The organism is Streptomyces sp. NBC_00190 (genome assembly GCF_036203305.1).
GTDB lineage: Bacteria > Actinomycetota > Actinomycetes > Streptomycetales > Streptomycetaceae > Streptomyces.
In genome coordinates, this window is the sequence record NZ_CP108131.1 from 1,857,287 (window position 1) to 1,878,202 (window position 20,916).

Genomic DNA, 20,916 nt, shown 5'->3' on the forward strand with positions numbered 1-20,916 from the left:
CCCGGCCCGCCACCGCGGGCAAGGTCGGGGGTAACGTCGGGGGGCGTGGCGGGCGCCGGAACGCAGTTACCACTGCCAGGCCCGGGGGACCCGCGATGGATGAGCAGCGAAAGGCACGAAGTGACGGACCTCTCTACCCTCCCGACCGACATCACACGGGTCGGCGTAGTGGGCTGCGGCCAGATGGGCGCGGGCATCGCGGAGGTGTGCGCCCGCAGCGGTCTTGAGGTAAAGGTCGCCGAGACCACCGGCGAGGCCCTGGAGATCGGGCGCACCCGGCTGCACAGCTCCCTGACGAAGGCCGCCGAACGCGGCAAGATCAGCGAGGAGGAGCGGGACGCCACCCTGGCCCGCCTCACCTTCACCACCGACCTCGGCGAGTTCGCCGACCGCGACCTCGTCATCGAGGCCGTCGTCGAGAACGAGCAGGTCAAGACGGAGATCTTCCAGGTCCTCGACCAGGTGATCACCCGCCCGGACGCGATCCTCGCCTCCAACACCTCCTCGATCCCGCTGGTCAAGCTGGCCGTCGCGACCTCGCGGCCCGACCAGGTCATCGGCATCCACTTCTTCAACCCGGCCCCGGTCCAGAAGCTCGTCGAGCTGATCCCGGCGCTGACGACGGGCGAGGAGACCGTCAAGCGGGCCGAGGCCCTGGTGCGGGACGTGCTGGGCAAGCACGCGGTCCGCGCCCAGGACCGTTCCGGCTTCGTCGTCAACGCGCTCCTCGTCCCGTACCTGCTGTCCGCGATCCGGATGTTCGAGTCCGGCATCGCGAGCCGCGAGGACATCGACAACGGCATGGAACTGGGCTGCGCCCACCCGATGGGCCCGCTCAAGCTGTCCGACCTGATCGGCCTGGACACCATCGCCTCGATCGCCGACTCGATGTACGCGGAGTACAAGGAGCCTCTGTACGCCGCTCCCCCGCTGCTCCAGCGGATGGTCGACGCGGGCCGCCTGGGCCGCAAGTCGGGCGCGGGCTTCTACCCGTACGGCTGAGTACTACGGCCTGCCCAGCCTGAGGTGGTGCAGGAGCAGCAGCCCGGCCGCCATGTTGGCGGCCGGGATCTCCCCGCGCGCGATCATGTCCGGCACCAGTTTCAGCGGGACCCATTCGCGGCGTGAGGACTCGAAGTCGTCCTCGGGATGACCGGTGTACGTGGCCCCGTCCGCCCAGTAGAGGTGGTGGCGGGCGTCGGTCAGCCCGTTGGACGGCTCGACGGTCATCAGGTGGTGGAGCGGGCCGGGACGCCAGCCCGACTCCTCCTCCATCTCCCGCGCGGCCGCGGTCAGCGCGGACTCCCCGTCCTCGACCACCCCGGCGGGCAGCTCCCACCCCCAGCTGTCGGTGATGAAGCGGTGCCGCCACAGCAGCAGCACCTCGTTGGCCTCGTTGACGGCCGTGGCGACGGCGACCGGGCGCAGCCGGATCACGAAGTGGTCCAGGTGCCGGCCGTCGGGGAGTTCCACATCGGCGAGATTCACGTCGAACCAGCGGTTCTTGTACACAGTCTGCTCACTCAGGTTCGTCCACTGCACGGCTGTGCCACCTTCCGTTCGAATTGGTGGCAACATGGCAGCAGTTCGCGCCGTCACAGGGGAACGCGCAGCGCCCCGTCGATGAGCTGTGCCGTCTCCTCCGCGCCCGAACAACCGCTGGTCAGCAGCTGTTCGCGGACCGCCCGCAACCGGTCGCGCAGTCGCAGCGACTCCATCCCCTTGGCCCGCTCGGCCATTTCGGCCGCGGCCGCCACCGCCCGGTCCGCCTCTCCCTGGCGCAGCTGGATCTCGCACAGCATCGCCAGCCGGTGCACCCGGCCGCGGTCGTGCGCCGGGGTTCCGACGGCGGCGGTCGCCTGCTCGTGCGCGGCGGCGAGGTCCCCCAGCCCGAGCAGCGCCTCGGCGACCTGGACGTTGACGAGCCCCGGCTGTACGTAGCCGGTCTCGTCCGGTTCGGTGCCCGGCCTGATCCGCTCGGCCGCCGCCTCCGCATTCCGGATGCAGGCCAACGCGGCCCGGGTGTCGCCGAGTTGGGCGTACGCCTTGGCCTGCATGGCGTACAGGTCGGCAGCCAGCGCCGGGGTGGTGTGCCGACCGGCGGCACGCAGCGCGGCCTCGGCGAAGGCCACGGCCTGACGGTACTCGCGCAGGTGCAGGGACTGGTTGACGATCAGCGCGATGACGTACGCCCCGAGGCCGCGGTCCCCGCTCGCCTTGGCCAGGCGCAGGGCCTGGTGGAAGTAGCGCTGGGCGAGCCCGTGGGCGTCCGAGTCGTACGCGCAGATCCCCGCCACCGCCACGAGGGACCCGGTGGCCCGGTGCAGCCGCCGGCCGAGCGCATCGGGGTAGCTGCCGCGCAGCATGGGCGCGGTCTCGCTGCCGAGGAAGCGGACGATGCGGTCCCGGGTGGCCACCCCGCCGGCCCGCCGGTACATCAGCTCGTAGTGCGCGCGGGCGGCCCGCAGGATCTCGATGTGCTCGGGCCCGATCCGGTCCGGGCCCTCGCGGGAGACGTCGGCGTCCTCGGGCGGGTTCTCCCATTCCCAGACGGGTATGACGGCGGGCGTTCCGGTGACCGCCTCGGCGGTGAGCAGCTGGGGCCGGGCCTGCCCGTCGGAACGCCACAGGGCCGCCGCCCGGTCGACGAAGCCGCTGAGCGGGGAGGCGGTCGCGGAGGCGGCCTGACCGGGCACGCCGAGCCCGATGTCGTCCAGCCCGACGGGCCGCCTCAGCCGGCCGCCGAGCACCTCGCAGATCAGGTCGGGGACCTGGCCTCGGGGCCGCTGGCCCTTCAACCACCGGGCGACGGCGGTGTGTTCGTAGCGCAGGGCGAGTCCGCGGCTGCGGCCTGCCTGGTTCACGTACGCGGCGAGTCCGGCGTGGGACATTCCCGCCTCGGCGAGGAGGGCATCGAGCAGGACATTGGGCTGCATGGGCCGCTCCAAGGGCTCGTCGTTCTCAGGCTAGTGGGTGCGCGGTTCACACGGGGTGTGAACCGTGTACGCGCATAAATGCGATACGCACCCTGCCGCAGACGGGCCGTTCGGCGGTTCACTTAAGGGCCTCGCCAAGAGGCAGCTCGGGTCGTCGGCTCCCCCTCGTACAGTGCGACGACCCGTCACCGCGCCGCCCGTCCTGCTGTCTGCCCGACACTCCACGGCAGGCGGGCGGCGTCCCGGTTCCGCCGGCGCCCGGTTGGTCGCCGGGCCCCGGCGGAACCGGCACCACCCCACCGGCGCTCGAGGTCGGTCACCCGAACGGATGAGGGGCGCATCCGGTGGTCCGGATGCGCCCCTCGACAGGCCTCGCAGTGGGCGCTACGCGCCCCGGAGCACCGCCCCGGTCCGCTCGCCGGCCAGGGCCACGGCCGCGTCACGGGCCGCCGTGGACTCCTCCGCCGTCAGCGTGCGGTCCGCCGCACGGAAGCGCAGCGCGTACGCCAGGGACTTCTTGCCCTCACCGACCTGCTCACCGGTGAACACGTCGAACAGCCGCAGAGATTCGAGGAGTTCACCCGCGCCCTTGCGCAGGGCGGCCTCGACGGAAGCCGCCGGAACCGACGCGTCCACGATCAGCGCGACGTCCTGGGTCGCCACCGGGAAGGAGGAGATCCGGGGCGCCTGGAGGGCGTCGCCACCGGCCGCGGCGAGGCGGTCCAGGTCGAGCTCCATCGCGCTGGTGCGGGCCGGCAGGCCCATCGCCTTGACGACGCGCGGGTGCAGCTCACCGGCGTGGCCGATGACCGTCTCCACCCCGTTCAGGGTGACGACCAGCTCGGCGCAGCGGCCCGGGTGCCAGGGACCGTACTGGCCCTGGCGGACGACGAGCTCGGCGCCGGCCAGGCCGGCCAGCGAGCGCGCGGCCTGGACCGCGTCCGCCCAGTCGGCCGGGCGGCCCTTGCCCCACCAGCCGGCCTGCTCGCGCGCGCCGGCCAGCACGACCGCGGCGTACCGCGGCTGCGCGGGCAGGGCCGCGTTCAGGGTGGCGATCTCCTCGTCCGTGGGACGCCGGTCGACGGGCAGCCGTACGGCGACACCCGGCTGCGCGGCGGCCCGGAAGACCGAACCGGTCTCGAAGAGCGCGAGGTCGTGGCTGCCCCGGCTGTCGTTGCGGCGCAGCGCGCCCAGCAGACCCGGCAGCAGCGTGGTGCGCAGCGCCGGCTCCTCGTCGGAGATCGGGTTGACCAGCTTGACGACCTGGCGGGCGGCGTCGTGCGCCGGCAGCTGGAGCTGGTCGAAGACGCCCTCACCGATGAACGGGTAGCTCAGCGCCTCGACGTAGCCCGCGCCGGCCAGCGCGCGGCCGACCTGGCGGTGCAGCTGCTGCCGCGCGGTCAGACCGCGGCCGGAGGGCACCTGCGGAAGGGTCGACGGGAGGTTCCCGTAGCCCTCCAGCCGGATGACCTCTTCGGCGAGGTCGTTGGGCTCGGCGAGGTCGGGCCGCCACGAGGGGACGGTGATGACGAGCTCGTCCTGGCCGTAGACGTCGCAGCCGATCTCCTGGAGACGGCGTACGACGGTCTCGCGGCCGTAGTCCATGCCCGCGACCCGGTCCGGGTGGTCCGCGCTCATCGCGATGGTGCGCGGGGCGCCCGGGGCGAGGAACTCGGTCACGCCGGCCTCGGCGGTGCCGCCCGCGAGGAGCACGAGCAGGTCGACGGTCCGCTGCGCGGCCGCAGCGGCGGCGAGCGGGTCGACGCCCCGCTCGAAGCGCTTGGAGGCCTCCGAGGAGAGCTTCAGACGGCGGGCGGTGCGCGAGATCGACACGGAGTCGAAGTGCGCGGCCTCGATGACGACGTCCGTGGTCCCGGTGACGGCGCCCGTCTCGGGGTCGGTCACGGAGTCGGCGATCTCGGTGTTGGCGCCGCCCATGACACCGGCGAGGCCGATCGGCCCGCTGTTGTCGGTGATCACCAGGTCCTCGGCGTCGAGCGTGCGCTTGACCCCGTCGAGGGTGGTGAACTTCTCGCCCTGCTCGGCACGGCGGACACCGATGGTGCCCTCGATGCTGGAGCGGTCGTAGGCGTGCAGCGGCTGGCCGAGCTCCAGCATCACGTAGTTGGTGATGTCCACGGCGAGCGAGATCGGGCGCATGCCGGCCTTCTGGAGGCGGCGGGTGAGCCAGATCGGGGAGCGCGCGTCGGGGTCGAGGCCGGTCACCGTGCGGGCGGTGAAGCGGTCGCAGCCGGCCGGGTCGTCGACCTTGACCGGGTAGCCGTACGAGTTCGGCGCGGGCACGTCGAGCAGCGCCGGGTCGCGCAGCGGCAGGCCGTACGCGGTCGCCGCCTCGCGGGCGACACCGCGCATGGACATGCAGTAGCCGCGGTCCGGGGTGATGTCGATGTCGAGGACCTCGTCGACGAGCTGGAGCAGCTCGATCGCGTCGGTGCCGACCTCGTGCTCGGGCGGCAGCACGATGATGCCGTGCGTGCCGTCGTCGCCCATGCCCAGCTCGTCGCCGGAGCAGATCATGCCGTGCGAGGTGCGGCCGTACGTCTTGCGCGAGGCGATCGCGAAGTCGCCGGGCAGGACCGCGCCGGGCAGGACCACGACGACCTTGTCGCCGACGGAGAAGTTCCGGGCGCCGCAGACGATCTCCTGCGGCTCGCCGGTGCCGTTGGCCTGGCCGACGTCGACCGTGCAGAAGCGGATCGGCTTGCGGAAGCCCTCCAGCTCCTCGATGGTCAGCACCTGACCGACGACGAGCGGGCCCTTCAGGCCGCCGCCGAGCTGCTCGACGGTCTCGACCTCGAGGCCGGCGTCGACGAGCTTGTGGGCCACGTCACGGCCGGTCTCACCCGCGGGGAGGTCGACGTACTCCCGCAGCCAGGAAAGCGGGACGCGCATCAGATCTCACTCCCGAACGGCCGGGTGAAGCGAACGTCACCCTCGACCATGTCTCGCATGTCTTCTACGTTGTGACGGAACATCAGCATCCGCTCGATGCCGAACCCGAAGGCGAACCCGCTGTACTTCTCCGGGTCCACACCGCAGGCGATGAGCACCTTGGGGTTGACCATGCCGCAGCCGCCGAGCTCGATCCAGCCCTCGCTGGAGCAGGTACGGCACGGGCGGTCGGGGTTGCCCACCGACTCGCCGCGGCACACGTAGCACTGCATGTCCATCTCGGCGGACGGCTCGGTGAAGGGGAAGAAGTGCGGGCGCAGGCGCGTGGTGGTGCCCTCGCCGAACAGCTCCTGGACCATGTGGTCCATGGTGCCCTTGAGGTCGGCCATGGTCAGGCCCTCGTCCACGGCGAGCAGCTCGACCTGGTGGAAGACCGGGGTGTGCGTCGCGTCGAGCTCGTCGGTGCGGTACACCCGGCCCGGGCACACGATGTAGACGGGGGGCTTGCGCTCCAGCAGCGAGCGCGCCTGCACCGGGGAGGTGTGGGTGCGCAGCACGACGCCGGACTCGTCGCCCTCGGTGCCTTCCGGCCCCTGGACGAAGAAGGTGTCCTGCATCTGGCGCGCCGGGTGGTCGGGCGTGAAGTTGAGGGCGTCGAAGTTGAACCACTCCGCCTCGACCTCGGGCCCCTCGGCGACCTCGTACCCCATGGCCACGAAGATGTCCGCGATGCGGTCCATCAGCGTGGTCAGGGGGTGCCGGGCGCCGGCGGGAACGCGGTCGTAGGGCAGCGTGACGTCCACGGCCTCCTCGACCAGCACCCGCTCGTCGCGCTCGGCTTCGAGCTCGACCGTGCGGGCCCCGAAGGCCTTGTTCACGGCCCCGCGGGCCTGGCCCACGCGCTTGCCCGCCTCGGCCTTGGCCTGGGGGGGCAGGGCGCCGATCTCGCGGTTGGCGAGCGCCAGGGGCGAGCGGTCGCCCATGTGCGCGGTCTTCGCCTCACGCAGCGCGTCGAGGTCGCCGGCGGACGCGAAGGCGGCGAGCGCCTCGTCCCGCATGCGCTCGATCTCTTCCGGTTTCAGTGCCTCGACCTCGACAGGGTCGTACGACTTGTTCGGTGCCGACATCTCTTCCCGTACTTCCGATGGCTGGCTGGTGGATCCCCGCGCGGTGCGCTCGACCGACACGCTCGCCACGAGGACACAAAGGTGCCAAAGGACGAGTCTAAAGGCCGCTGGGGGTGAAGGAGGCCCGTGGGCCGCCTGGCGAGACGCTCCGCAGTGCTACTGCGTGAGGTACGCCGGGGCGCTCACGGGCAGGATAAATCGGAATTCGGCGCCGCCACCGGGGCCGCGGCCGACCGTGATGGTGCCGCCGTGCGCCTCCACGATGCCCTTGACGATGTAAAGGCCCAGGCCGGTGCCGCCGCGCTTGCTCCCCCGCCAGAAGCGGGTGAAGACGCGGCCCATCGACTCCTCGGGGATCCCGGGGCCTTCGTCGGTCACGGTGACGGCGGTTCCCTTCTCATGCGGCGACAGGTCGATGGTGACCGTTCCCTCGCCGTGGCGCACCGCATTTTCGAGGAGGTTGCCGAGGATCTGGTCGATCTTGTCCGGATCGGCCCACAGGTCGGGGAGCGGGCGGCTCACCCGTACGAGGAACCGCTCGGGGGCCTGGCCGTTCGCGGTGAGCGCCTGGACGTGGCGGCCGACGGCGGTGGCGATGTCGACCGGCTGGCGGCGCACCTCCAGGCGGCCGGAGTCGATGCGGGAGATGTCGAGGAGCTCGGCGATGAGGCGGGTGACGCGGTTGGCGTCGGCGTCGACGGTCTCCAGCATCAGCCGCTTCTGGTCGTCGGTGAACCGCTCCCACTTGGCGAGCAGGGTCGCGGTGAACCCCTTGACGGAGGTGAGCGGGGAGCGCAGCTCGTGGGCGACGGTGGCGATCAGCTCGGCGTGGCTGCGCTCGGTGCGGCGGCGGGCCTCGGTGCCGCGCAGGGTGACGACGAGGCGGCGCAGCGGGCCCGTGGGGTGGGTGCGGACGTACCGGGCGGAGACCAGCACCTCGCGCCCGCCGGGGAGCAGGAGGTTGCGCTCGGGCTGGCCGCGGCGGGTGGCGAGGCCGCCGTACGGATCGGTCAGCGCCCACCAGCGGCGGCCTTCGAGGTCCTCCAGCGGCAGCGCCCGGCCGATGGGCGCGCCGAGGGCCTGCCGGGGGTCGGTGGCGGTCATCCGGGCGGCGGCCCGGTTGAAGCAGATGACCCGCCCGGTGGCGTCGGCGACGACGAGCCCGTCGGGCAGCTCGTCGGGATCGATCCCGAACCCCTCGCCCGCGTACGCCGGGGCGGCCGTGGCGCCTTCGGACTGCGGGAACACACCGGTGCGGACCTTGGGGGCGTGGCCCCGCCCGCCCGACACCGCCTGCGGCGGTACCGCGGGCAGTCCGTCGCGCGCGTCCGCGTGGGGCGGGGCGGCGGGCTGCGTGGCCGCGGAGCCCTGCCCGTGCGCCCGGGCCTGCGGGAACCACGCCTCGGCCGCGTCAGCGGCCCCCGCGGCGCCGGGTGAGCTGTTCGTACCGACGGTCATGTCCCCGTACCCCACATCTCCGAGTAGCGCAGTGGGCCCCCCGGGCCGCCACATTACTAGCTGGGGGTCACGGAGCGGCACCCTCCGGGCGCCCGCTGTGCACGCGCGGAGGCATAGAGGCACACGGCGGCCGCCGTCGCGAGGTTCAGGCTCTCGGCCTTGCCGTGGATCGGGACCCGTACGACGGCGTCCGCGAGGGCCCGGGTCTCCTCCGGCAGACCCCACGCCTCGTTGCCGAAGACCCAGGCCGAGGGGGTTCCCATGGTGCCCGCGTCCAGCTCGGCGTCGAGGTCGTCCTCGCCCGCCCCGTCGGCCGCGAGGATCCGTACGCCCGCCGCCCGCAGGCCCTCGACGGCCTTCTCCACGGGGACGCCGACCGCCACGGGGAGGTGGAAGAGGGAGCCGACGGAGGCGCGTACGGACTTGGGGTTGTAGGGGTCCACGGAGGCGTCGGTCAGTACCACCGCGTCTGCGCCGGCGGCGTCCGCGCAGCGCAGCACCGTGCCGGCGTTGCCCGGGTCACGGACGTGCGCGAGGACGGCGACGAGCTTCGGCCGGGCCGCCAGGATGTCCTCGAAGGGCGAGTCCAGGAAGTGGCAGACGCCGACGAGGCCCTGCGGGGTGACGGTCTGCGACACCTCGGCGAGCACCTCGTCGGAGGCGTAGTGCACGCGGGCGCCCGCGCTCAGGGCCGCGTCGACGATCTCGGAGTGGCGCTCGGCGGCCTCGACGGTCGCGAACAGCTCGATCAGGGTCGACGCACCCTCCGGGCCGCGGTGCAGGGCGGCCTCGCGGACCGCCTGCGGGCCCTCGGCGATGAACCGGCGCTCCTTGGTGCGGAAGTTCCGCCGCGCCAGTCGCCTGGCGGCGGCCACCCGCGGGGATCGGGGGGAGATCAGCTCGGCGGGGGTGCGCATCGTCTCAGGGTTCTCTCTCGCGCGGGGCGCGGGGTCGCGGGGGGGGTGTGCCCCTCCGGTGCGGGGCGAACGCACACGGACCCGCAGGCAATCGCCTGCGGGTCCGTGGGTGCCGACTGCTTCACGCGGCCGGCAAAGCCTTACGCAGCAGCCTTGGGGGCGTTGACGTCGGCCGGGAGGGCCTTCTGCGCGACCTCGACCAGCGCGGCGAACGCGTTGGCGTCGTTGACGGCCAGCTCGGCGAGGATCTTGCGGTCCACCTCGATGTTGGCGGCCTTCAGACCCTGGATGAGGCGGTTGTACGTCATGCCGTTCTGGCGGGCAGCGGCGTTGATGCGCTGGATCCACAGCTGACGGAAGTCGCCCTTGCGCTTCTTGCGGTCGTTGAAGTTGTAGACCAGCGAGTGGGTGACCTGCTCCTTGGCCTTGCGGTACAGGCGCGAACGCTGACCGCGGTAGCCGGAGGCCGCCTCGAGGATTGCCCGGCGCTTCTTGTGGGCGTTTACTGCCCGCTTGACGCGTGCCACTTTTTAACTCCTTGTAGCGGGGCCGTGGGTGTCTTCACACGGCCCGAATTCGATGGGGTCCCGGTCTTGACGTCACCGCTCCCGGCAGGGGAGCGGAGGACGTCACTTGCCGAGAAGCTTCTTGATCTTCGCGGCGTCGCCGGGGGCCATCTCCGCGGTGCCGGTCAGGCGGCGGGTGACACGGGACGACTTGTGCTCGAGCAGGTGGCGCTTGCCGGCGCGCTCACGGAGCACCTTGCCGGAGCCGGTGATCTTGAAGCGCTTCTTGGAACCGCTGTGCGTCTTGTTCTTCGGCATAGCGCCGTTATCTCCTCGTCGGTGGCGCTCCCACCGGTCCGGTACCGGACCGGTTCGTGGGAGCGTCATGTTGTATCGGTGATCCGAGACGGGCTGCCCCGGAATCAGGCCTCGGTGTTCGGCTCCTGGGCGGGCGCCTCGTCGGCGACAGCCTCGGTGGCCTCGACCTCGGTGACTGCATCCTCGGCGGTCTCCTCGGAAGGAGCCTCGTCGGAAGGAGCCTCGTCGCCGGTGAGGGCGACACCCTGGCGCTCGGCCTTGCGGGCGGCCTGCGCCTCGCGGGCTTCGGCCATCGCCTCGGTCTTCTTCTTGTGCGGACCGAGGACCATGATCATGTTTCGGCCGTCCTGCTTCGGGTTCGACTCGATGAACCCGAGGTCCTCGACGTCCGAAGCGAGACGCTGCAGCAGTCGGTAGCCGAGTTCCGGCCGGGACTGCTCGCGACCACGGAACATGATCGTGATCTTGACCTTGTCGCCCTGCTTGAGGAACCGAACGACGTGACCCTTCTTGGTGTCATAGTCGTGCGGGTCGATCTTCGGCCGGAGCTTCATTTCCTTGATGACCGTGTGCGCCTGGTTCTTGCGCGCCTCACGGGCCTTCATGGCCGACTCGTACTTGAACTTGCCGTAGTCCATGAGCTTGCAGACCGGCGGGCGTGCGGACGCCGCGACCTCGACCAGGTCGAGGTCGTACTCCTGCGCGAGCTCAAGCGCCTTGGCAAGCGGCACGATGCCGACCTGCTCGCCGCTGGGACCGACAAGCCGTACCTCGGGAACGCGAATCCGGTCGTTGATGCGGGGCTCGGTGCTGATGGATCCTCCTCGGTAGCACCAGACGGCTGCCTGGCAGACAGCCGCTGACGTGTATTTCCGTCAGACCGACCGCAGCGGGGAGAATGAAAAAAGCCCCGCCGGGCACAGGCAGGGGCTCCAAAACGACCGGAGCACCGCCACGTGCGAACCGTGGGGCGCAGACTCGGGCAGCTTTCCATCGTCCGTACGGAACGATGGATGCCGCCTGACCGGTGACCCGCCTCCCGTGAGGGTGGTCGGGTGGGAGATCGGAGCCTCCACTTGTGGGCCGGGGACATACGTCTCCGGCCGGTCGTGACCCAATATAGCATTCCGCGCCAGGGCCGCTCACCCGGCGCTCCGGTCGGGGGCACCCGCCGACCGGCTTATCGTGTGAAGCATGACTGACGCGACCCTCCCCGCCGACCCCGCTGCCGACGCCGCCCCCGATTACGACGCCATGACCCGCGACATCGCGGACGTCCCCGCGGTCGAGGTGATCACCACGGTGGCCGTGCACCTGCTGAGCGCCGCGGCGGTCAACCTGGGCCTGGACAAGCCCGATTCCGAGCACAAGGACCTCGACGAGGCCCGCAAGCTGATCACGGCCCTGGCCGGCCTGGTCACCGCGAGCGCCACCGAGATCAGCTCCTTCCACGCCGCCCCGCTGCGCGACGGCCTGAAGTCGCTCCAGCTCGCCTTCCGCGAGGCCTCGATCGTCCCGGACGAGCCGGGCCAGGGGCCGGGCGAGAAGTACACCGGCCCGGTCTTCGGCTGATCGCGCCCCACCCCCGGCACCACGACGGCCGGTGCGCCCCCGCGAAGGGGCGCACCGGCCCTCTCACGTGCGGGCCTCGTCCGCGGATCCGGCCGTGGTCAGCGGCTGAACAACGCCTCGCCGGGCGGGGCCGGGGCGTCCGCGGGCAGCAGCGCCAGGTCCAGCCCGCGCACCAGCCGGCCCCGCAGCGTCGCGTCCGCCGCCAGGGCCTCGGCGACCCGGCGGGCCGCCGAAGCCGCCGCGGCCTGGCCGTCCGCGGCCGGCACGATCGCGAGGGTGCCGTCGGAGTCCGCGGAGCCCGGGCCCAGGTAGGCGCGCAGGACGGTCGGCTCCGCCGCCACGACGGCCCGTACGGCCTCGCGTACGGCCGGATCGGCGAGCGGGTCCGCGTCCGTGCGGCCCTCGGCCAGCGCGAGCAGCGCGGAGCCGGTCAGCTGGTAGGTGACCGGGCCGGCCAGGTCCAGCACCACGGTGTCGGCCTTCTCGTGCGCGGCGGCCGCCAGGGCCTGGTGCAGCGGGACCGCCACCGGCCGGGCAGCCGGGTCCCAGAGCGCGAGCGAGGCGATGGAGGTGAAGGCGGGCAGCGCCCGCCGGTCGCCCGCCCGCAGCGTCGGGACGGCCATGTCGCTGGTCTTCTCGCGCTTCAGGCCCGTCTCGGGGTCCGTCTCCACCTCGCCGAGGACGGCGACGACCGGGACCAGCAGGCGGGCGTCCTTCAGGGCCGCCAGCACCTGCGGTTCGTTCGACCGGTCCGCGGCCCACGCGGCCAGGGCCGCGCTCAGCCGGGGGTCGGCCGAGCCGTCGTCGTCGGAGAAGCCCGGGTCGGGAATGTTCTTGTTCGCCATGTTCGCCACAGTTACCCGACCCTACTGTGCCGTGAGCGGTGGACGGCCACGGGTGCCCCGCCGCGGGCGCCTGGCCAGTACGGCGGCCAGCGCGAGCAGCACCGCCCCGGCGGCCGCGGCCTCGGGGGCGCCCAGCCGGGCGTCCCGCTCGCGCGGGCGGGCCGGGTCGGGGCCGGGGCCGAAGTACGGGCGCCCGGCCGCGGCGGGCGCGGGGACCGGCGCCTGCGGCCTCATCGCCTCCGCGATCTGGAGGGCGGCGACGGGGTCCGCCATCCCGTGGCCGCGGGCGTCGTCGCGGCCGCCGGCCGGGCTGTCGGAGGCGGTGTCCTCCAGCAGCTTCTTGACCTGGGCCGGAGACAGGTCCGGGTGGGCGGCCTTGACGAGGGCCGCGGCGCCGGAGACGAAGGCGGCCGCGGCGCTGGTGCCCCAGCCCTCGTAGTACGAGCGGTCGGGGTCGGCGATGACGACGTCGACGCCGGGGGCGCTGACGGTGGCGTACCAGTTGCGGGTGGAGAACTTGGCCTTCCTGCCGCGGCGGTCGACGGCCGTGACGGCTATCACCCCCGGGTAGGCGGCCGGGTAGGAGACGCGGTCGCCGCTCTCGCCGCCGTTGCCCGCGGAGGCGACGACGATCACGCCCTTGGCGAGCGCGTACTGGACGGCCTCGTCCTCCCCCGCCTCGTGGTGGGCGGAGTCGCTGTCGTCGCCGAGGGACAGGTTGATCACGTCGGCGCCGTTGTCGGCGGCCCAGCGGATGCCGTCGGCGAGGGCGCCGCCCTTGCTGTCGCGGGCCTGGGCGCGGCCCGGGTCGCCCTCCTCCAGGATCACCCGGACCGGCAGGATCTTGGCCTGCGGGGCGATGCCGAGGACGCCTTGGCCGTGACCGGGGCCGTGACCGTGCCCGGCGATGATGCTCGCCATGGCGGTGCCGTGCCGGGCCCAGGACCGGTCGCCGCGGCCGGCGCCCATGCCGATGAGGTCGGTGCCGCCGAGGACCTGGCCTGCGAGGTCGGGGTGGGAGTCGTCCACGCCGGTGTCGAGGACGGCGACGGTGACGCCGTCGCCGCGGGTGGTGCCCCAGGCCTCTTCGGCGCGCAGGGCCAGGAGGCCCCACTGGCGGTCGCGGATGTTGTCGGCGGCGGCCGGGGAGGCGGTGGCCGCCGTGAGGACGGCGGCGAAGGCCAGGGTGGCGGCGGCGCGGGTGACGGCGGCCCGGACCCGTCGGGGCGTCATCGGGCCTCCGGGGCGGGGGTGGCGGGCGGGGCGGCGAGGAGGGCCAGCCCGTCTCCGATGCGGTCGGCGACGGCCTTGGCCTCGTGGCCGAGGCCTGACTGGGCGACGGCTCCCGTGGCGTCCTTCCTCATCACGTCCTCCGCCGGGCGGGGCGCGTCCAGGAGCCGGCCGTCGGCGAAGGCGGAGACCGTGTAGACGACGGCGGGGACCTGGCCCTGTACGGACGCGGTCCAGGCGGCGCGCTGGGTGTCGGCGAATCCGTACGCGGGCGGAGCGGTGAACCGGCCGGTCAGGGCCTTCATCGCGGGGGCGTCGGCGGGTGTGAAGACCACGCCGACGGTGACGAGGAAGCTGCGGGTGGCATCCGTGTAGGTGGCGCGCAGTACGCGGGTGCAGCCGGTGGCGGCCAGCAGGCGCTGCCAGTCGGGTGCGAGCGCGGCGGGGCAGTCGGCGTCCGGGGCGAGCGCGATGCGGGTCCAGGTGCGGTTCGAGCCGCCGGGACCGGCGGTGGGGCCGGAGAGGACGGGCGGGAAGAGGGCGTCCACGGGAGCGGACCGCCACAGGGACTCGGCCTTGCGGTAGGCGGCGCCGGCGGGCAAGGGGCGGTGCGCGGCGCGGTGTTCGAGCCAGGTGTCGGCTCCGGCGCCGCCGAGGAGGCCGATGCCGAGCAGGGCGCAGAGCGCGGCGGCCAGGACCCGTCCGGGGCGGCGGGTCGGTGCGGGCGAGGGCGGCTCGGCGGGGGTCGGGGGCGGATCGGGCTCGCCCAGGACCGCGGTCCGCGGTGTCGACGTGGTCATCCGGCGGCTCCGCCCCCCGTTCCGTACGGCTGCCTGCCCGTACTCTACGGGGTCGCCGGGCAGGGACCCGGCGGTCCCCCGCGGGGGCTCGGCGGGATACGGGGCCAAGGGGAGCCCCCGTGCCCTACCCATCGGTAGAGACGTCTGGCAAGCTCCCGCCATGAACTCCGCCGCCGCCGATCGCGCCCGGTACGACCGGGCGACCGCGCACCTGGACGCGCCGCTGGCCATCGTGGATCTCGACGCGTTCGACGCCAATGCCGACGACCTCGTGCGCAGGGCGGGCGGGAAGCCGGTGCGCGTCGCCAGCAAGTCCGTCCGCTGCCGTGCGCTCCTCGAACGGGTCCTGGCCCGGCCCGGGTTCGCCGGGATCATGTCGTACACGCTCGCCGAGTCGCTGTGGCTGGCCCGGTCCGGGTTCGAGGACGTGCTGCTCGCCTATCCGTCCGCCGACCGGGCCGCGTTCGCCGAGCTGGCCGCCGATCCCAAGCTGGCCGCCGCGGTCACCGTCATGGTGGACGATCTCGCGCAGCTCGACCTCATCGAGCGGTCGCGGGACGGTGGCGCCGAGGAGGTCCGGGTCTGTCTGGAGCTGGACACCGCCCTGCACCTGCTGGGCGGGAGGGTGCGGGTCGGGGCGCGGAGGTCACCTCTGCGGGAGCCCGGTGAGCTGGCCGAGCTGGCCCGTGCGGTCTCCGCCCGGCGCGGGTTCCGGGTGGTCGGGCTGATGGCGTACGAGGGGCACGTCGCCGGGGTCGGGGACGCGTTGGCGGGCCGACCGCTGCGGTCCCGCGCCATCCGGTTCATGCAGAGCGCGGCGCGCAGGGAGCTGGCGGCACGTCGGGCCGAGGTGGTGCGGGCCGTGCGCGCGGTGGTGCCCGGCCTGGAGTTCGTCAACGGGGGCGGGACCGGCAGCGTGCAGCAGACGGCCTCGGAGGACGCGGTGACGGAGATCGCCGCCGGTTCGGGGCTGTACGTGCCCCGGCTGTTCGACAACTACACCTCGTTCAGCGGGCGTCCGGCCGCGCTCTTCGCGCAGCCGGTCGTGCGCAGGCCCGGTGTGGGTGTGGTGACCGTGCTGGGCGGCGGGTATCCCGCCTCCGGTGCGCCCGGCGCGGACCGGCTGCCGGTCCCGTACCTGCCGGAGGGCCTGCGCTACGACCCGCAGGAGGGCGCGGGCGAGGTGCAGACCCCGCTGCTCGGCAGCCCGGCCGACGATCTGCTGATCGGCGACCGGGTGTGGTTCCGGCATGCGAAGGCGGGCGAACTGTGCGAGCGGTTCGACACCTTGCACCTGGTGGAGGGCGACCGGGTGACGGCCACCGCCCCGACGTACCGGGGCGAGGGCCGCACGTTCCTCTAGTAGACCGAGTCCGTCTGGTCCGGGATGACGCTCGTGTCACCCCGCAGGACCGGGCCCTTGGTGCCGTCGCGGTCGACGTACCCCGTCGTGGCGCACGGGTAGGGTCCGGTCTTCTGCTTCTTGGGCTCGATGAACATCGGGTTCACGATCCACCGGCCGTCGCTGTTGTCGTACGCCCGGCACATCAGCTCGTTCTTGTTGCGGTTCACGACGAGGCGCAGGGCGGTCGCGTCGCGCAGGAACGAGACGTCGGTGTCGGAGTCGCCCGCGGCGAACACCTGGCGGCGGGCGGCCGGCTGGACCTTCTCGGCCGCCGCGCCGCGCACGCCGAAGATCTCCTTGTTGATCCAGCAGCGCTTGCCGTCGATGTACGTGATCATCGTGTCGGCGCCGTCCCCGACGGATCCGCAGCCCTGGAGGTGGGGGGTGAACTTCCCGCCGTGCGTGGTGGTGTTGCGGATGCCGATGACGTGCTGCGCGTCGATGCCCACGCCCTCGGCCCACACCTCGACGACCGGCTGCGGCGAGGCCGAGCTGATCCAGACGTCGAAGCCGGCCTTCCGCAGGGCGGCGATCAGGTCCTTCTGCTGGTCGTAGTATCGGACCCAGCCGGTGGCGGTGCCGCTGCCGACCTGCTGCGTGGTGCCCATGGGCGCGGCGAGGTTCTCGGTGCGGGCGGCGGCGGCGAAGCCGCGGATCTCGCGGGCGGTCCAGCCCTGCATCAGCTGGGGGAGCCAGGCGTAGGCGGGTTCGGTCGTACGGCGGTCCCAGCCTCCGAAGGCGGCGGCGCCGGCCTTGGTCGCGGCGGTGCCGTAGACGGCGTTGATCTCGTCGGCGCAGCGGGTGCCTTCGGGTGTTCCGGTCGGCAGCGGGGCGCCGGGGCGGGCGAGCGTGCCGCAGGCGTCGGCCAGCGCGGTGGCGGCGGCGGGTGTGAGGTGGCGGCTGGTGGTGGACCAGTCCCCGCGGGCGGGCTGGCGGATCTTGCCGTTGCGCAGCAGCCAGAACATGGTGGCGTCGCCGACGTCGTTCTTGACGACGGTGTTGTCCCAGTCGAAGACGGCGACGGGCTTGGTCCGGCTCGGCCGGTACGGGTTGCAGCTGCCGTACCGGTCGATGAGCTGCTGGAGGCGGGCCTGGTTGTCCCCGTACCAGCCGGACCCGACGGCCGGCCGGGGGCAGGGGGTCTGGCCCGCCTGGGCCGGCGGTGCCAGGAGGAGTCCGGAGCCGGTGACCGCCATGAGGGCGAGGGGGGCCGCCCACTTTCTCTGCATGCTGCTCCTCGGGGTGAATGGGAAAGGGGACAGCCGGGCGCCTCGCGGCGCCCGGCTGGTGGGGCTGTGGACGGGGAGGGCCTACAGGGGGGTGACGTAGGCGCCCGAGATGCCGCCGTCGACGAGGAAGTCGGTGGCGTTGATGAAGGAGGAGTCGTCGCTGGCGAGGAAGGCGACGGCGGCGGCGATCTCGGTGGGCTCGGCGAAGCGGCCCAGCGGGATGTGCACGAGGCGGCGGGCGGCGCGCTCCGGGTCCTTGGCGAAGAGCTCCTGGAGGAGCGGGGTGTTGACCGGGCCCGGGCACAGGGCGTTGACGCGGATGCCCTCGCGGGCGAACTGGACGCCGAGTTCGCGGGACATGGCCAGCACGCCGCCCTTGGAGGCGGTGTAGGAGATCTGCGAGGTGGCGGCGCCCATGATGGCCACGAAGGAGGCGGTGTTGATGATCGAGCCGCGGCCCTGGCGCTGCATGTAGGGGAGGGCGGCCTTGCAGCAGAGGTAGACGGAGGTGAGGTTGACGTCCTGGACGCGCTTCCAGGCCTCCAGACCGGTGGTGAGGATGGAGTCGTCGTCCGGGGGCGAGATGCCCGCGTTGTTGAAGGCGATGTCGACGGAGCCGTAGGTGTCGAAGGCGGTCTTGAACAGGGCCTCGACCTCCTCGGGGCTGGTGACGTCGACCTTCACGAAGGTGCCGCCGACCTCCTCCGCCGCGGCCTTGCCGGCCGTCTCGTCGATGTCGCCGCAGACGATGTTGGCGCCCTCGGAGGCCAGGCGGCGGGCGGTGGCGAGGCCGATGCCGCTGCCGGCTCCGGTGATGACGGCGGTGCGGCCGACCAGCCGACGGCAGATGATCTCTTCAGTGGTCTGACTGGACATGGTTTTCAGGCCTCCGTGCTGATGAAGACGTTCTTGGTCTCGGTGAAAGCGGTGAGGGCGTCGGGTCCGAGCTCGCGGCCGAGGCCGGACTGCTTGTAGCCGCCGAAGGGGGTCCAGTAGCGGACGCTGCTGTGGGAGTTGACGGACAGGTTGCCGGCGGCGACGGCGCGCGAGACGCGCAGCGCGCGGCCGATGTCGCGGGTCCAGAGGGAGCCGGAGAGGCCGTACTCGGTCGCGTTGGCCAGGCGGACGGCGTCCTCCTCGTCCTCGAAGGGCAGGACGACGGCGACCGGGCCGAAGACCTCCTCGGCGGCCACGGGCGCCGTGGGGGCGACGTCCGTGACGAGGGTCGGCGGGTACCAGAAGCCGGGTCCGTCGGGGGCGGTGCCGCGGATCGCGGTGAGGTCGTCGGTGACGTAGGACCGTACGCGCTCCAGCTGCGGCCGGGAGATCAGCGGGCCCATCTGGGTCTTCTCGTCGGAGGGGTCGCCGACCACCACCGATTCGATGCCGGGGGCGACCAGCTCCAGGAAGCGGTCGTACGCGGAGCGCTGTACGAGGATCCGGGTGCGGGCGCAGCAGTCCTGGCCGGTGTTGTCGAGGAAGGCCATGGGGGCGGCGGCCGCGGCGGCTTCGAGGTCCGCGTCCGCGAAGACGATGTTCGGGCTCTTGCCTCCGAGTTCGAGGGTGACGCGCTTCACCCGGTCGGCGCACTTGGCCATGATCTGCTTGCCGACGCGGGTGGAGCCGGTAAAGACGATCTTCGCGACGCCGGGGTGCTCGACGAGCGCGTCGCCCGCGACCGCCCCGTGGCCGGGGAGCACCTGGAAGAGGTGTTCGGGGATCCCGGCTTCGAGGGCGAGTTCGGCGAGGCGCAGCGCGGTCAGCGGTGTGGTCTCGGCGGGCTTGAGGATGACGGCGTTGCCCGCGGCGAGGGCCGGTGCCAGGCCCCAGGCTGCGATCGGCATGGGGAAGTTCCAGGGGGCGATCACGCCGATGACGCCGAGGGGTTCGAGGAAGGTGACGTCGATGCCCCCGGCGACGGGGATCTGGCGGCCGGAGAGCCGTTCCACTCCCCCGGCTGCGAATTCGAGCAGGTCGCGGACGTTGCCCGCTTCCCAGCGGGCGTTGCCGACGGTGTGTCCGGCTTCGCGGACCTCCAGCTGGGCCAGTTCCTCGATGTGCCCGTCGACGACCGCGGCGAAGCGGCGCAGCAGTCTGGCGCGGTCGGCGGGTGCGGCCGCCGCCCAGCCGCGCTGGGCCGCGGCGGCTCGGGCGACGGCGGCGTCGACATCGTCCCGTGTGGCGGCCGGGACGATGGCGACGGTTTCCTCGGTGGCCGGATTCAGCACTCTCAGATCGAGTGGGGCCAGCGCATCGGACACGTGGTGCCTCTCAGACTTTCGGTGGATGGTTACAGGCGTTCGAAGGAGCGGCGCAGCTCCCAGTCCGTTACGGCGGAGTCGTAGGCGTCGAGTTCGACGCGGGCCATGTTCCGGTAGTGGGCGACCACCTCGGGGCCGAAGGCGGCCTTGGCGATCTCGCTGTTCTCCCAGAGCTCGGCGGCCTCGCGCAGGGTCGCGGGGACGTGCGCGTAGTCGGCGGTGTAGGCGTTCCCGCCGCAGGCCTCGGGCAGTTCCAGGCGGTTCTCGATGCCGTAGAGCCCGGCCGCGACCAGGCCGGCGACGGCGAGGTACGGGTTGACGTCACCGCCGGGGAGGCGGTTCTCGAAGCGCATGGAGCGGCCGTGGCCGACGACCCGCAGGGCGCAGGTCCGGTTGTCCACGCCCCAGGCGACGGCGGTCGGTGCGAAGGATCCCGGCCGGAAACGCTTGTACGAATTGATGTTCGGGGCGTAGAGAAGGGAGAAGTCGCGCAGTGCGGCGAGCTGGCCGGCCAGGAAGTGTCGCATCACCGGTGACATTCCGCCTGGTCCGTCCCCGGCCATCGCGTTGCGTCCGTCGGCGTCGCCCAGCGAGAGGTGGATATGGCAGGAGTTGCCCTCCCGTTCGTCGTACTTGGCCATGAAGGTGAGCGAGACGCCCTCCTGCGCGGCGATCTCCTTGGCCCCGGTCTTGTACACGGAGTGCTGGTCGCAGGTGGTGAGCGCCTCGTCGTAGCGGAAGGCGATCTCGTGCTGGCCGAGGTTGCACTCCCCCTTCGCCGACTCGACGATCAAGCCCGCGGCCTGCATCTCGTTGCGGATGCGGCGCAGCAGGGGTTCGATGCGCCCGGTCCCGAGGACGGAGTAGTCGATGTTGTACTGGTTGGCGGGGGTCAGGCCGCGGTAGCCCGCGTTCCAGGCCTGCTCGTAGGTGTCCTGGAAGACCATGAACTCCAGCTCGGTGCCGACCATCGCGGTGTAGCCGTGCTCGGCGAGGCGCTCCAGCTGGCGGCGCAGGATCTGCCGGGGCGCCGCGACGACCGGCGACCCGTCGTTCCAGGCCAGGTCGGCGAGGATGAAGGCGCTGCCGGGGTTCCAGGGGATGCGGCGCAGGGTGGCGGGGTCGGGGTGCATGGCGAAGTCGCCGTAGCCCCGGTCCCAGGAGGACATCTCGTATCCGTCGACGGTGTTCATGTCGGTGTCGACGGCGAGGAGGTAGTTGCAGCCCTCCGTGCCGTGCGCGAGGACCTCGTCGAGGAAGAACTGTGCGGCGAACCGCTTGCCCTGGAGGCGTCCCTGCATGTCGGGGAAGGCCAGGACGACTGTGTCGATCTCACCACTGGCGACCAGGGAGCGGAGCTCCTCGATCGCGAGCGGGGGCTTGCGGTCTACCACTGGAA

19 protein-coding genes are annotated in these 20,916 nt (G+C 72.6%); 3 read left to right on the forward strand and 16 right to left on the reverse strand.

Annotation, left to right across the window (positions count from 1 at the left end):
- Positions 1–99 precede the first annotated feature (99 nt).
- Complete coding sequence (locus tag OG429_RS09175) at positions 100–1,002, forward strand: 3-hydroxybutyryl-CoA dehydrogenase (protein WP_328924807.1); 903 nt, start codon at positions 100–102, stop codon at positions 1,000–1,002.
- A gap of 3 nt (positions 1,003–1,005) precedes the next feature.
- Here OG429_RS09175 and OG429_RS09180 read toward each other — a convergent pair whose 3' ends face one another.
- The 9 genes from OG429_RS09180 to infC all read right to left on the reverse strand — a co-directional run bounded on the left by OG429_RS09180 (position 1,006) and on the right by infC (position 10,990).
- Positions 1,006–1,542 (reverse strand): NUDIX hydrolase, encoded by a 537-nt coding sequence (locus OG429_RS09180; protein WP_328924808.1) that lies wholly within the window; start codon positions 1,540–1,542, stop codon positions 1,006–1,008.
- A 53-nt stretch (positions 1,543–1,595) separates the two neighbouring features.
- Entirely contained in the window at positions 1,596–2,936 is a 1,341-nt protein-coding gene (locus OG429_RS09185; protein WP_328924809.1) for a transcriptional regulator, read from the reverse strand.
- 384 nt (positions 2,937–3,320) lie between these two features.
- Positions 3,321–5,849, reverse strand: a complete 2,529-nt coding sequence (gene pheT / locus OG429_RS09190; protein ID WP_328924810.1) for a phenylalanine--tRNA ligase subunit beta — start codon at positions 5,847–5,849, stop codon at positions 3,321–3,323.
- Positions 5,849–6,976, reverse strand: a complete 1,128-nt coding sequence (gene pheS, locus OG429_RS09195; protein ID WP_328924811.1) for a phenylalanine--tRNA ligase subunit alpha — start codon at positions 6,974–6,976, stop codon at positions 5,849–5,851. The genes pheT and pheS overlap by 1 nt, the downstream gene beginning before the upstream one ends.
- 156 nt (positions 6,977–7,132) lie before the next feature.
- Positions 7,133–8,434, reverse strand: coding sequence for a sensor histidine kinase (locus tag OG429_RS09200; protein WP_328924812.1), 1,302 nt, complete (start codon positions 8,432–8,434; stop codon positions 7,133–7,135).
- 56 nt (positions 8,435–8,490) lie between these two features.
- Positions 8,491–9,351, reverse strand: a complete 861-nt coding sequence (locus OG429_RS09205) for a TrmH family RNA methyltransferase (RefSeq protein WP_328924813.1) — start codon at positions 9,349–9,351, stop codon at positions 8,491–8,493.
- Between the two features lie 140 nt (positions 9,352–9,491).
- Entirely contained in the window at positions 9,492–9,878 is a 387-nt protein-coding gene (rplT, locus tag OG429_RS09210) for a 50S ribosomal protein L20 (protein ID WP_007263143.1), read from the reverse strand.
- Between the two features lie 102 nt (positions 9,879–9,980).
- Positions 9,981–10,175 (reverse strand): 50S ribosomal protein L35, encoded by a 195-nt coding sequence (gene rpmI, locus OG429_RS09215; RefSeq protein ID WP_030387121.1) that lies wholly within the window; start codon positions 10,173–10,175, stop codon positions 9,981–9,983.
- Positions 10,176–10,279: 104 nt separating this feature from the next.
- Positions 10,280–10,990 carry a translation initiation factor IF-3 gene (gene infC / locus OG429_RS09220; RefSeq protein WP_328930204.1) on the reverse strand — a complete coding sequence of 237 codons (711 nt, stop codon included), beginning with the start codon at positions 10,988–10,990 and terminating at the stop codon, positions 10,280–10,282.
- Between the two features lie 379 nt (positions 10,991–11,369).
- Between infC and OG429_RS09225 the strand changes: the two genes are divergently transcribed.
- The gene (locus tag OG429_RS09225) at positions 11,370–11,747 is read left to right on the forward strand and encodes a DUF1844 domain-containing protein (protein ID WP_328924814.1); all 378 of its coding nucleotides are present in this window, start codon (positions 11,370–11,372) and stop codon (positions 11,745–11,747) included.
- 98 nt (positions 11,748–11,845) lie between these two features.
- Here OG429_RS09225 and OG429_RS09230 read toward each other — a convergent pair whose 3' ends face one another.
- The 3 genes from OG429_RS09230 to OG429_RS09240 are packed head-to-tail and all read right to left on the reverse strand — an operon-like array spanning position 11,846 to position 14,622.
- Positions 11,846–12,592, reverse strand: a complete 747-nt coding sequence (locus OG429_RS09230) for an SseB family protein (RefSeq protein ID WP_328924815.1) — start codon at positions 12,590–12,592, stop codon at positions 11,846–11,848.
- Positions 12,593–12,613: 21 nt separating this feature from the next.
- Positions 12,614–13,825, reverse strand: coding sequence for a type VII secretion-associated serine protease mycosin (gene mycP, locus OG429_RS09235; protein ID WP_328924816.1), 1,212 nt, complete (start codon positions 13,823–13,825; stop codon positions 12,614–12,616).
- Positions 13,822–14,622, reverse strand: a complete 801-nt coding sequence (locus tag OG429_RS09240) for a hypothetical protein (protein ID WP_328924817.1) — start codon at positions 14,620–14,622, stop codon at positions 13,822–13,824. Before OG429_RS09240 ends, mycP begins: the two co-directional genes overlap by 4 nt.
- A 160-nt stretch (positions 14,623–14,782) precedes the next feature.
- Here OG429_RS09240 and OG429_RS09245 point away from each other — a divergent pair, with 160 nt between their 5' ends.
- On the forward strand, positions 14,783–15,985 hold the full coding sequence (locus tag OG429_RS09245) for an amino acid deaminase/aldolase (protein ID WP_328924818.1): 1,203 nt from the start codon (positions 14,783–14,785) through the stop codon (positions 15,983–15,985).
- Here OG429_RS09245 and OG429_RS09250 read toward each other — a convergent pair.
- The 4 genes from OG429_RS09250 to OG429_RS09265 all read right to left on the reverse strand — a co-directional run bounded on the left by OG429_RS09250 (position 15,982) and on the right by OG429_RS09265 (position 20,911).
- Positions 15,982–17,256: a haloacid dehalogenase-like hydrolase gene (locus tag OG429_RS09250; protein ID WP_328924819.1), complete on the reverse strand. Its 1,275-nt coding sequence runs from the start codon at positions 17,254–17,256 to the stop codon at positions 15,982–15,984. The two genes, OG429_RS09245 and OG429_RS09250, sit on opposite strands and share 4 nt — an antisense overlap.
- 81 nt (positions 17,257–17,337) lie before the next feature.
- On the reverse strand, positions 17,338–18,132 hold the full coding sequence (locus tag OG429_RS09255; RefSeq protein WP_328924820.1) for a 3-oxoacyl-ACP reductase: 795 nt from the start codon (positions 18,130–18,132) through the stop codon (positions 17,338–17,340).
- Between the two features lie 5 nt (positions 18,133–18,137).
- Positions 18,138–19,517 (reverse strand): aldehyde dehydrogenase family protein, encoded by a 1,380-nt coding sequence (locus OG429_RS09260; protein WP_328924821.1) that lies wholly within the window; start codon positions 19,515–19,517, stop codon positions 18,138–18,140.
- A 29-nt stretch (positions 19,518–19,546) separates the two neighbouring features.
- Positions 19,547–20,911: a glutamine synthetase family protein gene (locus tag OG429_RS09265; protein ID WP_328924822.1), complete on the reverse strand. Its 1,365-nt coding sequence runs from the start codon at positions 20,909–20,911 to the stop codon at positions 19,547–19,549.
- Between the last annotated feature and the right edge of the window lie 5 nt (positions 20,912–20,916).